Source organism: Williamsia muralis (assembly GCF_002735905.1).
Lineage (GTDB): Bacteria > Actinomycetota > Actinomycetes > Mycobacteriales > Mycobacteriaceae > Williamsia > Williamsia muralis_A.
Genome location: NZ_PEBD01000008.1, coordinates 1 through 12,532, shown reverse-complemented (window position 1 = coordinate 12,532; position 12,532 = coordinate 1). Strand labels below are relative to the sequence as shown.

Below are 12,532 nucleotides of genomic sequence, written 5' to 3'. Positions count from 1 at the left end.
GGTAGGGCTAACGCTGGTCGGCCGCTAGCGCCGGAATCAGATCAAACTGATCTCTCGGCCTCACGCAGAATGTTCTTCATCATCGTGCGGTACACCGCACGATGAGCCGGCAAGTGGGCATACCAGTAGGCACGTCCGACGATGCCACGCGGATAGAACACTGTGCGCAGGTCGAGTTCGCTACCGGATTCGCTTGCGCTGATGCGGAACTCGAGCCACGACGTACCTGGTGACCGCATCTGTGACCGTAGCCGCAACGTGTGCTCGGGCTCCACTGTTTCCACGCGCCACCATTCGAGGTCGTCGCCGGGAGCCGGGGTGCCCTCATGGCTCGGGCTGCCGGACGATCCGGGGCCGCCGACGGCCCAGTCGATTCTCGAACGCAACTTCCAGGCCGGTGCTGTTCCGTACCAACCGTTTTCGGTGCCCAGCCCCTCGATCGCCTTCCACACAGCCGCCGCGTCCGCGACGGTGTGGCTGGTGTGGGCATCGACGTACGCCTCTTCACCGGCCCACTTGGGATCTGAGGGAATCGGTTCGGACGGGGCGCACGCCGGAGACGCGTTGGACCACGGCGTCTCCACATCACCGCGCCCCACGCGGGCCAGCGCGAGTTCGACGGACGTGCGGTAGGGGGTCAACCCGCCGGGCGGGGGTGCGATGACGTCGTCGATGTCGTGCTCGGAGGCGACCGCGTCGTGTTCGAGCGACTCCACCAGGGGACGGGCGAGACCGCCAGGAATCGGGGTGACGGTGCCGACCCAGTTGCTCGCCAGCGACGGTGTCAGGAACGGGATCACGATCATCTTGCGCTTGCGCAGCCCGGCAACCTCGGCATAGATCTGCATCATGTCGCCGTACTCGAGTACGTCAGGGCCGCCGATGTCCCATGTGCGGGACTCTGGAACCGTCGCGGTCGCTGCTTCCATCAGGTAGTGCATGACGTCCTGGACGGCGATCGGCTGAATCTTGTTGTGCACCCACTTCGGGGTGGTCATCACCGGCAGACGCTCGGTGAGGTGCCGAATCATCTCGAAGGACGCCGAGCCGGAACCGATCACGACGCCGGCCTGCAACACGATGGTCTCGATGCCCGATTCCATCAGTACTTCGCCGACCTCGGTACGCGAGCTCAGGTGCTCGGACAGTTGCACGCCGGAGGGGTGCAGCCCGGAGAGATAGACGATCCGGGACACCCCCGCCTTGCGTGCGGCCTCGGCGACGTTCTCTGCCGAACGCCGCTCCTCGGCGCTGAAGTCCTTGGAATTCCCCATCGAGTGCACGAGGTGGTACACCACGTCGACGTCGGTGAAGGCGTTCTCCAGCGACGCTTTGTCGCTGAGGTCGCCTTTGATCACCTTGGCGCTGCCGATCCAGGGCGCGCCCTTCAACTTGTCCGGGGTCCGCGCTAGGACTCGAACATCATGGCCACGTTCGATCAGGCGTGGTGCCAGCCGGCCGCCGATGTAACCGGTGGCGCCGGTGACCAGAGCACTGGGTGTCGAACTGGTGGCGGGCTGCATGAGCGCTCCGATGGTTGGGATTCGGCTTCGTTCCGAGACCGCGATCGTCTCGGTTCAACAGTTGCTGACGACTGAATGCCCAGGTCGAGAGATCTCAAACGCGAAGGTGCTCTAACGCATGGTGACGAGCGGTCGCTTTCCTTGATCGTCAGGATTGTCGGCGAGTGCGTGATCATTCACCGACATCACGTTGATGCCGGTGCTCCCCACGATGAGCTTGGTGATCGAGGCGTTGACCATGGTGCGGGCGACGACGGGCCAGGTCTGCGAGTCCACACCCCACAACTCCGCGACGACGGCCGCGATGGTGCCTGCCGACGATGCGGCGAGGGCGACCTGACCGGGACCCGCGAACGTGGCGATCTCCTTGAGAGCCTCGCGGATCGACTCGCGGTACTCGGCATAGGAACCGGCCCCGGTGCTGTGGCCGTCGGCAGCCCAGGCCAGCAGTGCCTTGTCGAGATCGCGCTGGAAGTCGCGCTGGGCGTCGGCGGCCTCGGCCGACGTGCCCACCGGTGGCATCTCCCGGTTGGTCAGGTGAGTCAGGTCGTATTCGTTCCAGCCCGCATTCACGACGGGCTCGGGAGCAGTCCCTTCCTTGAACTGCGCGACGATCTCCTGCACCGTCTCCAACTGCCGGGCCAGATTTCCCGACGCCGCGAAATCGAGCCGGCCCACGCGCCGCGCGAGGTGCTTGCCCACGTTCCGTGCCTGCTCCCGTCCGAGATCGGTCAGACTCCCGTAGCCGTTCTCGTCATGACCGGCCTGACCGTGACGCACCAAGTAGATGACACCCATGGGCATCATCTTGCCGTGCGGTGGCCCGCCGCCCGGCATCGGTCGCGCCGAGGTGCGGTGATCGTCTCTAATGGTGTGTCATGAGCGGTTCTCGAGACTTCCGGTTCGGGGTGAACTTCCTGGCCCAAGGAACGGCCGATGAGTTCTTGGCCCAGGTGCGGCACGCCGAACGCTGCGGTGTGGACGTGGTGCTGCTGCCCGACCATCTCGAACTGGGTGCGCCGTTCCCCATGTTGGTCGCGGCCGCAGCTGCCGCGCCGACCGTGCGGGTCGGCAACTTCGTCCTCAACGCAGGCTTCTACCGGCCGGCTCTGCTCGCCCGCGACATCGCCGGTGTCGACCAGTTGACGGGTGGACGCGTGGAGATCGGACTGGGCGCGGGCTATGTCGAGGCGGAGTTCGAAGCAGCGGGTATCCCGTTCGGGTCGCCGGGGCAACGCGTCGACCACATGCGCGACGTGGTGATCGAACTCAGACGGCTTCTCGGTGACCCGACCCGGACGCCGCCCTCGGTGCAGACACCACCTCCGATCATGGTCGCCGGCACCGGAAATCGGGTGCTGACGATCGCGGCCCACCATGCGGACATCGTTGCCCTTGCGGGTCTCGCCGACGACGAGGCTCTCGCTGAGCGCGTGGAATACATTCGCCGCCAAGCGGGTTCGAGGTTCGACGACCTTGAACTGAATCTGATCGTCTTCGACCTCGCCATCGACCGAGAGCCCGACCTCGACACGTTGCGTCACCACAACCGCGATGCCACCGACCGCGAACTGTTGCGCCAACCCAACGCGTTGCACGGGTCTCACGACGAGGTGGTCGCCCGCATCCGGCAACTGCGAGAGCAGTTCGGGATCACCTACCTGACGCCGATCGAGCCGTCGGCGGCAGATCTCGACGCGTTCGGCAGGGTGATCTCAGAACTGCGTCAAGGTCCGGCGGGAGCGAACCGCTAGCGTTCGAGCCAATGGGTGGCGGTCAGTGGCACAGCCTCGCCCACCGACTGGTGGTCGCACCCGAAGCCCACTGTCCAGCGACCGTCGGAGAGTTGGACCGGCCCCAGCATCATCGGCGACGGGAGTTCGCTGAGAAACTCACCGAGCGCCGCCGGTGAGAGGGCCCATAGTTCTCCGCGAATGGATGTGCCCGACAACTCGTCGCGGACGAGCCCTGGCTTTGCGGGCTCGGTGTCGAGGGCGACGAGCCGGTACCCCTCCGCTGTCGCGGCGTCTCCGGCCCAACGCGCGCCTTTGTCGGTGAGCTGACCCACCAGCGGCTGGCCCCGCAGATGCGCACCCACCACGAACACCTCGGTGGCCTTGGCGCCCGCCCGTTCGGGCCAGGACCGGCCGACTACGGGCGATCCCGTACCGATTCGGCCGGCGATGTCGAGCACCACTGCGTCGTCGTAGGCCCGGCCCACCACGGTGACACCGAATTGTGCTGCCGAGCCGTCATTTTCGACCACCTCGCCCGCAGGAACGGACACCGCGCACAGGTCGAACAGATTGCAGAAGTTGGTGTAGGTCCCCATCGTTGCGTTGACGCCGACGGGGTCGGCCTCCACCTCGGCCAGCGTCGGATGCATCGGGGCAGTCGGGATCAGCAGAGCGGTCGCGTCGCCGAGCACCGACATGGCGCGCTCACCCAGCGCCTGTACGCGTCGGCGATCCGACAGCAGGTCGGTGGTACTGAACCGGTCGGCCGGGCCGATGATCGCGGCGACTGTCGGGTCCACGAGGTCGGAAGAGCATGCCGCTGTGATGAATTCGCCGACCGCGTCATAACGCTCGGCGACCAGGGCGCCTTCGTACAAGAGCTTGGCCGCAGCCAGGAAGTCCGACAGATCGATTCGCTTGATCCGCACACCCGCGTTCTCGGCGTATTCCACCGCGGTGTGGAAGGCCTCCTGCCACCGTGCATCGAGAGCGGGCAGCGTGGCCGGCACGGCGACCACCGGACTGTCGGGCGCAGCGAAATGCGTTGAGGCCGGCCACACAGCGGCTCCCGCCATCACCCCCATCGCGCGATTGGCGAGGTCCAGATCTGCGGCGAGGATGGTCACACAGTCATAGCTGGCGCAGGCCGGCACCACACCCGCGGTGCTGACCACTCCGATGGTGGGCTTGATGCCGACGATGCCCTGCAGGCCGGCTGGCACCCGTCCCGATCCGGCAGTGTCGGTGCCGATGGCGATGTCGGCGAACCCCAGTGCAACGGTCACTGCCGAGCCGGAGCTCGAACCCCCAGATATGTAGTTGGGTCGACGTGAATCACGCACCGCACCATAGGGGCTACGTGTGCCGACCAGACCGGTCGCGAACTGGTCGAGGTTGGTCTTGCCGATGACCACCGCTCCGGCCGCGCGAAGGGCGGCGACTGAAGCGGCATCGTGTTCGGGCCGGTACTCATAGCCCGGGCACGCAGCGGTCGTCGGCAGCCCGGCGACGTCGACGTTGTCCTTGACCGCAAGCACCACCCCGGCCAATTCGCCCCCGGCCGCGATGGAGGCAGCGTGGTCTCTCTCGACGTCCGCCTGATCACGAAGGGTGATGAACACCTCCGGCCGGTCGGCCGCGGCGATCTGGGCGTAGATGTCGGCTATTCGTGTCACGCGACTTTTCCTGTCTTAGTGGCGAACTCGCCGCCGTCGGACCAGCGCTTGCGCTCCTCGGCGCGCGCCGTCTCCATCGCTGACCGTTCGACCTTGATGTCGTCGGCGTTGTCGGTGAGGAACTGTTGATGCTCGGCCAGTGAGAACGTGCCGTCGGTGATCTCCACATGTCCTCGACCGGCGGCCATGTCGGCCCGCAGGTCGAGCAACTCGTCGGCAGTGACCGGGTACCAGCTGATCTTGTCGAAGAACCGCAACAGCCATGGGTGCTCGGGTTCGAACCCTGCTGCCTCGAGTGGATGCCGATGGTTCCACACCTGGGTGGTCCGACCGACGAACTGGTAGCCGCCGGGACCCTCCATGCCGTAGATGCACATGTAGGCGCCGCCGATGCCGACCGCGTTCTCCGGGGTCCAGGTGCGAGCCGGGTTGTACTTGGTGGTGATCAGACGGTGTCGCGGATCGAGTGGAACGGCAACGGGCGCACCGAGATACACGTCACCCAGGCCAAGCACGAGGTACTCGGCGTCGTAGACGATGCGGTACACGTCGTCGACGGAGTTCAGCCCGTTCATCCGCCGGATGAACTCGATGTTCCACGGGCACCAGGGCGCGTCGGAGCGCACGCCCAGCATGTACCGTTCGATCGCCTCGCGGGTCGCCGGATCGTCCCACGACAGGGGCATGTGCACCGTACGGCTCGGCACCACCAGCTCAGACGCCGACGGCAACTGGGCTTCGCACTCGATGAGCCAGTCGAGCAGGACCGATTGCCGCATCACGGTGGCGTCGACCTTGACCTGAAGTGACCGGATGCCGGGTGTGAGCGAGACGAGTCCGGCGGGCCGGTCGGCCTCGATCCGCTGTGCAAGGGCATGCACCCGTGCTCGGAGCGCGAGATCGAGTGTCATTTCGCCGTATTCGACGAGGACGTTGTCGTCTCCGCTACGGCGATAGGTCACCTCGGTGGTGCCGTCGGCGGTTCGGGTGGATCCGAGCACTCCGTCGTCGAGATCGCTACCGGACGACAGAACGGTGACCATGTTCGAGCGCCGAGCTGTCCCCAATGCGGCCGAACTCGCCACCTCGGCAACCCGCACCGGTACGAACCGGACGGTGTCGCCCGGTTTGAGCTGACCCATCTTCCAGCGGTCCGCCGTGGTGACGGTGACCGGGCAGACGAAGCCGCCCAGACTCGGCCCGTCGGGGCCGAGCAGGATCGGGGTGTCACCGGTGAAGTCGAGCGCGCCCACGGAATAGGCGGTGTCGTGGATGTTGGACGGGTGAAGACCTGCCTCGCCGCCATCGGTGCGGGCCCAGCGTGGCTGCGGTCCGAGCAGGCGGACACCTGTGCGGTCGGAGTTGAAATGCACCTCGTAGGCGGTGTCGTACAGATCCTCGATGTCCTCGGGGGTGAAGAACTCTGGAGCGCTGTGTGGTCCGACGGTGACGGCGAGTTGCCAGTTGTTGGTCAGCGCGGGCTTTTCGTCGATCAGGATGCGGCGTGCCGGTCCGGCAGCAGGTGCCGACGCCTTGGCCAGGGTGTCGCCGTCGGCCAGTGAGCGGCCGTCTTTGCCGCCGAACTTTCCGAGCGTGAAGGTGGCGCGACTCTCCAGGTACAGCTCGGCGTCGATCCCGCCCGCAACGGCGATGTACATCCGCATCCCGACACCGCCTGCTGCGCCGACATCGAGGATCTGTCCCGCTTTGACCTCGATCGGTGACCACTGCGAAACCGCCTTGCCCGCCACGGTCACCTGCACAGGTGCGCCGGTGACCGCGACGACGGTGTCCTCGTCGAAACTCAATTGCGGCCCCAGCAGGGTGCATTCGAGGCCGGGCGCTCCTTCTGCGTTGCCCACCGCGATGTTCGCAAGTCGGAACGACAGATCGTCCATGGGTCCGGACGGCGGTACACCCACCTGCCAGTACCGGATACGGCCCGGCCAATCCTGAATGGTGCTCTGCGGGCCCGCCCGCAGTACCGAGATGCTCGACATCTGTTATGCCTCTGGTCGTGTCACGATGACCCGCACCGAAGTGGGGTCGAATCCGTTGCAGGGGTTGTTGATCTGGGGGCAGTTCGAGATCAGCACCAAGGTGTCGGCGTCGGCGCGCAATGCGACTCGCCGGCCCGGTGCCGACAATCCGTCGACGATGCCGAGCGAGCCGTCCGAATCCACCGGCACATTCATGAAGAAGTTGACGTTGCCGACCAGATCCGATTTACCCAGCCCGTGTCGCGCGCCACCGATCAAGAAGTTCTCCACGCAGGCGTGCTGGTGTTTGGTGTGGTGGCCGTAGCGAAGGGTGTTCGATTCCTGCGAGCACGCGCCGCCGACGGTGTCGTGGTTGCCCACCTCATCGGCCACGATGGTCATCATCGGCGCCGAATCATGGTCGCGGATCACGGTTCCGGTGGTGAGGAAGATGTTGCCCTGGGCGGCGATCGTGGTCTGGGCGGAGTAGCGGATGGCGTGATCGGCACCGCCGAAGAACAGGGTGTCCACGGCCTGGTTCCCATGCAGATCGACGATGGTCAGCACATCGCCGGCTTCGACGATGCCCGACCACGGTGCACGTTCGCCGATCTCATGGTCGAGGATCACCTGTCCGTCGACGAGGGCGAGATCGCGAGCCGATGCCGTTGTGGCAGAGGTCATCACGGTGTCCTTTCGGAAAGTTTGCGGAAGGGGTTCACGGGGTGCGGCAAATCGGACTCTAGAAGTGGGCCGCGCCCCACACGTCCTCGGAGTTGAGCACCGCGCGCTGATACTCCGGGTCTGTGTCGGGCAGGGAGGCCAACGCGGAGTCGAGATCGCCCGGAGCCTTCCACGCCAGGATCTCCAGTGGCCCCACATCGAAACCGGGAGACGGGTCGAGAGGGTGCGCGGTGTTGACGATCGCGACGGTGCACGGGAGATGCAAGAGCAGATCTACGTACTTGTCGCGGCCGGCGGAGCCCTTCGACGTCAGTGTTCCGTCGGCCTCCACCACGATGCTGTGGAAGAACGACAGGGACGGAACCACGTCGGTGGGGCTCAGTCCGTGCTTGGCCGCCGCCAGCGTGAACATCTCGCGCCCGGCCGGCGATGTCGAATGAACGGCCCCGGCACCATATTTCGCGACGTTCCCCGCGAGCGTGCTGGTACCGCACAGGGCGTCGTGATGGCCGGAGGTGTCGGCGACGATGGTCGCGAGTGCGCGACCCTGATCGCTGAGCAGCGGGTGACCGGAACCGAGGTACGCCTGCCAGGGCACCTTGACCGTGTCGGCGACATTGAGCCGCTCCCACGGTGCGTCGGCGCGCCACAGGAGGACGTGCGCACATCCGGTGCCGGCCACATCACGCAGTCGCAGGCGTGTTCCGCGGGCAAGGACCTTCACCGTGTAGCGCCCGCCGGGAACCGTCTCTGCCCAGGTCATGTCACGCGCGGCGACGTTGTCGGGCAACGGTGTCCACGTCGATGCCGGCACCACCGGCATGGAGTCGGTGATGGTGGCGGCCTGTGCCCGCGCATGTTCGCGGGCACCTGCGGTGGTGCCGGTCGAACCGGTTGTCGACTCGGTGGACGTTGTCATGACGGAGTTCCCTTTCGGTGAGAGCTGTTCGCGGAGAGCCGGATCAGATGGGCTCTGCGGGTGCGGCGACCTTCACGGGCATCGGATGCTTCTTGCCGTGGGGGAAGCAGGCGATACCGAGCAGGATGGCCACCGCGATGCAGATCGGGCCCGCCCATTTCAGGATGGGCATCTCGCCGGCCGGGTCGAAGATCTCCGACCGCGGCCATGCCAGGTTCACGACCATGGCGAGCCCGTAGACGACTGCCAGGAGGTTGATGGGAATCCCGAACCGGCCCAGGCTGAACAGCTTTTTGCCCTCGGCGTCGACGGTGGGAGTGCCGTGCGGCCAGCCCTTGAGGCGTCGCCACAGCATCGGGCCCGTGACGGAGAGGTAGGCAAGGTAGATCAAGATGATGCAGACACTGGCGAGGGTCGCGAAGATCGCCGAGTTGCCCACGTTGACCACCAAGACGCCGATGCAGAGAACGCCGATCAGAATCGACGGGGCGATCGGGGTGCCGGTTCTCGGGTTGACGTGCGAGAGGATCCGGGATCCGGGAAGCCGGTCGTCGCGGGCCATCGAGAACATCAGCCGGGAGCATGCGGTCTGAATTGCCAAGGTGCAGATGAAGATCGCCACCACCACGTCGCACAGCAGGACCTTGCCCCAGAACGATCCGAGCACGGAATCGAGGACGTAAGGCAGGCCGCCGACGGCCAGTTCTTCACCGAGGCTCGGAGCTGCCATCAGGGCGCCGAGCAGCATGAGCCCACCGCCGATGGCCGATACGGTCAACGCCAAGCGGATGGTCCGCGGTGCGACGCGCCGCGGGTTCTTGGTCTCCTCGGCGAGCTCGCCTGCGGAGCCGAAGCCGACCATCACGTAGGCGGCCATCAAGCCGGAAACGATGAAAGCCCAGACGTACCCGGGCTGTTCGCCGGGAATGCCGGTGTCGAACACCACGTCGGGGCCGCGCTCGGCATGGGTGAACAGAGCCAGGATCACAGCGATGACGCCGACGATCTCGCAGGTGACACCGATACTGTTGACTCGGCTCATCCAGTTGACGCCGATGCAGTTGATGATGGTGGTGATCACCAGCAGGATCGAGCCGAGCAGCACAGCGTTGGACGCGCCGCTGGTGCTGGTGAGGGCAGGGTCGGAGCCGATGAGCTGGAAGCCGGTCCAGATGGACGGCATCACCACCTGCAGCGCGATTGCCGCTGCCGAGGCGGTGACGATCTGCGCGAGGATCATGAACCAGCCGCCGAACCAGCCGATCACCTCGCCGCCCATACGGCGCGACCATTGGTAGATGGCCCCCGAGATGGGGAAGCGAGCGGCGATCTCGGCGAAGCACAGAGCCACCAGGAGTTGACCGACGTAGACCGCGGGCCAGGTCCAGAAGAATGCCGGACCGCCGAACGAGAAGCCGAGTCCGAAGAGCTGGAAGATGGTCGTCAGGATGGAGACAAAGGAAAATCCCGCCGCAAAGGACGCGAATGTTCCCAGCGAACGATGGAGCTGCTGGGTGTAACCGAACGCGGAGAGATCGTCGGAGTCGCCGTTCTTGGTGACGCCGCCGCTCACTGGTGCCGAAGGTGGTTGCGCAGTTGCGGTCATGGGAGATCTTCCTGGTAGTGGGCCCATGAGCCCGGTTTATCTGTCAGGTGATAGATAAACCGTTCGCTATTTCTGTCGAGTGACAGGTTTGTTACCCCGAGGCAAACGAGTGCAACAACTGTGTTTCCGAATGCGCACTGGCCAGGTCAGGTCCGTTTGTCATCCGAGCCGCGCTGCGACGACGGATCGGCTGCAGCGGATGACAGTAAGGTGCTCTGTGTGAGTTCGGTTTCGGCAGGGCCAGGTCGCCCGAGGTTGGTGGAGCAGCGTCGCCGTGGGGATACCGCGCGGGACGAAATCCTCGACGCCGCCGGAGAACTCTTCACCACACGCGGGTACTCCGGTACCTCCACCCGAATGATCGCGGAGGCCGTGGGGATTCGGCAGGCCTCTCTCTATCACCACTTCAAGACCAAGGACGACATCCTCGAGGCGTTGCTACAGAACACCGTGGCCCGGGCACTCGTCACGGCGCAGGAGCTCCGAGAGGCAGACGGCGAGCCGGCGCTCGAACGGCTGCAGTCGCTCGCCCGGTTCGACGCCGCCCAGCTCGCAGGTTCGAGGTGGAACCTCGGCGCCCTGTATCTCCTACCGGAATTGCGCACCGAGCGGTTCGCCGAATTCCGCCAGGCGAGAACAGATCTGGCGCGTATCTATGCCGCGCTGGCAGGGGAGGTACTCGGTGACCCCGACGATCCGCGTCGACACCTTCCGTTCCGGCTTGTCGAGTCGGTGATCAGCATGCGTTCTGATGAGATGGCCGGAGCGCTGGGCGCCGACTCCCTGCACGAAATGGTCGATCTCTTGGTCGACACCATCGCACTGGTCCTGAAGTAGCCGCCGCAGCCGCGAACGGGCAACAGTTCAGAGCACCTCACCGGGCAATGCGTCGTGAACCAGGAGTGCGATCTGCACCCTGTTGTTGAAGGTCAGCTTCTCCAGGATGTGCGAGATGTGGCTCTTGACCGTGGCGATGGACACGAACAACTCTTCGGCGATCGCGGCGTTCGACATCCCGCGCGCGACCGCGATGGCCACGCGCTGCTCGCCGGCGGTGAGCTGATCGAACTGCGCAGTTGCCTTCGTGCGGCGATCACCGGGGTCGGTGAAGCGCACGATCAACTTGCGGGTGATCGACGGTGACAGAATCGGTTCGCCCGCAACAACTTTGCGCAGAGATGCGATGAGGTCGGCCGGCGGGGTGTCCTTGAGGAGGAAGCCGCTGGCGCCGGCTTGCAACGAACGCAACACCAGGTCGTCGGTGTCGAAGGTGGTCAACATGATCACCTGTGGCGGCTCGGCCATCGAACGCAACGCGACGGTGGCCTCGAGCCCGTTGACCTTCGGCATCCGGATGTCCATCAGCACCACGTTGGCGCCGGTCTGCTGGGCAAGCGCCGAGACCGTGGATCCGTCCGCGGCTTCGCCGACGATGTCGATGTCCGGCTGCCCCGACAGCATCGTCCGCAGACCCGCACGCACCAGCCACTCGTCGTCCACGAGCAGCAGTCGGATGGGGGAAGGGGCCTCAGAGCTCACAGGCTGCCCGCCTCCCACGGCAGGCGAGCGGTCAGCACGAAGTTGCGCTCCACGACGCCATACGACAACTCGCCGCCGGCGAGAGTGACCCGCTCGTTGATGCCGACAAGACCCGACTTGGCCCCCGGGATCGGTTCGATGGCCGAATTGGCAGCCATCGACAGTGGTTGGCGAATTCTCACACTCAGCCCATCTCCGGGTCCGCCACTGATGTGCACGGTCACCGGAACAGCACCCGCGTGTTTACGCGCATTGGTCAAGCCTTCCTGAACAATTCGATAGGCGGCCCGGCTGACCACACCCGGGACGTCGTCGAGGTCGCAGATGTCGATGGTCGCGCGGATCTGACTGCCCGCCTCCTCGGCCTCGCCGAACAGGGTGGGCAACGTGCTCAGCGATCGGGTGGGCTGAGCAAAATCCTCGGAATCCTCACGCAGCATGGCGATCACGTCACGCAGGTCGTTCAGCATCTGGTGGACGCCGGCGCGAATCACCCCGGCCGCCCGGCGGATGTCCTCCGGTGGCGCGTCGGGCCTGAACTCGAGCGCACCGGCGTGCACGGACAGCAGGCTCATCCGGTGGGCGAGCACGTCATGCATCTCCCGTGCGAGCCGTTCGCGTTCGGTGGCCCGCGCATTGGCGATCCGCTCGCGCTGCTCGGCCTCGACGGTTCGCGCACGCTCGGCCAGGGAGATCAACAGCTGCCGGCGGTTGCGGACCATGGTTCCCCACCCGACCGCCACCGCAGCCATCAGCGCCCAGAACACGAGCACCGCGAGCAGCGACTCCTGCCCTTCCGGGTACAGCCAGCGGTTTGTCATAGCTGCTACAAAGCTGGCCAGGGCCACCGAGGCGAACGGCTCGCACGGG

11 protein-coding genes are annotated in these 12,532 nt (G+C 65.7%); 2 read left to right on the top strand and 9 right to left on the bottom strand.

All coding sequences use genetic code 11. The annotated features are described in order from the left end of the window. Positions 1-41 precede the first annotated feature (41 nt). Complete coding sequence (locus CSW57_RS09005) at positions 42-1,523, bottom strand: SDR family oxidoreductase (RefSeq protein ID WP_099382503.1); 1,482 nt, start codon at positions 1,521-1,523, stop codon at positions 42-44. Positions 1,524-1,634: 111 nt separating this feature from the next. Next, positions 1,635-2,321, bottom strand: a complete 687-nt coding sequence (locus CSW57_RS09000) for a histidine phosphatase family protein (RefSeq protein ID WP_099383257.1) — start codon at positions 2,319-2,321, stop codon at positions 1,635-1,637. Between the two features lie 80 nt (positions 2,322-2,401). On the opposite strand from CSW57_RS09000, the gene CSW57_RS08995 reads away from it, so the two are divergent. Then, positions 2,402-3,277 (top strand): TIGR03621 family F420-dependent LLM class oxidoreductase, encoded by an 876-nt coding sequence (locus CSW57_RS08995; protein WP_099382502.1) that lies wholly within the window; start codon positions 2,402-2,404, stop codon positions 3,275-3,277. Here the strand turns inward: CSW57_RS08995 and atzF are convergent. From atzF to CSW57_RS08970, 5 genes are read right to left on the bottom strand one after another with little or no spacing between them, the layout of a single operon-like run. Beyond that, on the bottom strand, positions 3,274-4,935 hold the full coding sequence (atzF, locus tag CSW57_RS08990) for an allophanate hydrolase (protein ID WP_099382501.1): 1,662 nt from the start codon (positions 4,933-4,935) through the stop codon (positions 3,274-3,276). The two genes, CSW57_RS08995 and atzF, sit on opposite strands and share 4 nt — an antisense overlap. Next, positions 4,932-6,935 carry a 5-oxoprolinase/urea amidolyase family protein gene (locus CSW57_RS08985; protein WP_099382500.1) on the bottom strand — a complete coding sequence of 668 codons (2,004 nt, stop codon included), beginning with the start codon at positions 6,933-6,935 and terminating at the stop codon, positions 4,932-4,934. Before CSW57_RS08985 ends, atzF begins: the two co-directional genes overlap by 4 nt. Before the next feature lie 3 nt (positions 6,936-6,938). Next, positions 6,939-7,598, bottom strand: a complete 660-nt coding sequence (locus CSW57_RS08980) for an urea amidolyase associated protein UAAP2 (protein ID WP_099382499.1) — start codon at positions 7,596-7,598, stop codon at positions 6,939-6,941. Between the two features lie 58 nt (positions 7,599-7,656). Beyond that, on the bottom strand, positions 7,657-8,517 hold the full coding sequence (locus tag CSW57_RS08975) for an urea amidolyase associated protein UAAP1 (RefSeq protein WP_099382498.1): 861 nt from the start codon (positions 8,515-8,517) through the stop codon (positions 7,657-7,659). A 43-nt stretch (positions 8,518-8,560) separates the two neighbouring features. Beyond that, the gene (locus CSW57_RS08970) at positions 8,561-10,123 is read right to left on the bottom strand and encodes an amino acid permease (RefSeq protein WP_031333382.1); all 1,563 of its coding nucleotides are present in this window, start codon (positions 10,121-10,123) and stop codon (positions 8,561-8,563) included. A gap of 219 nt (positions 10,124-10,342) precedes the next feature. On the opposite strand from CSW57_RS08970, the gene CSW57_RS08965 reads away from it, so the two are divergent. Further along, the gene (locus tag CSW57_RS08965) at positions 10,343-10,960 is read left to right on the top strand and encodes a TetR/AcrR family transcriptional regulator (RefSeq protein ID WP_189339192.1); all 618 of its coding nucleotides are present in this window, start codon (positions 10,343-10,345) and stop codon (positions 10,958-10,960) included. A gap of 27 nt (positions 10,961-10,987) precedes the next feature. Here CSW57_RS08965 and CSW57_RS08960 read toward each other — a convergent pair whose 3' ends face one another. Together CSW57_RS08960 and CSW57_RS08955 are read right to left on the bottom strand one after the other, a co-directional pair. Next, positions 10,988-11,662: a response regulator gene (locus tag CSW57_RS08960; protein ID WP_223249145.1), complete on the bottom strand. Its 675-nt coding sequence runs from the start codon at positions 11,660-11,662 to the stop codon at positions 10,988-10,990. After that, positions 11,659-12,532: sensor histidine kinase (locus CSW57_RS08955; protein WP_223249144.1), on the bottom strand; the 874-nt coding region annotated here is incomplete at its 5' end. The genes CSW57_RS08955 and CSW57_RS08960, both read right to left, overlap by 4 nt.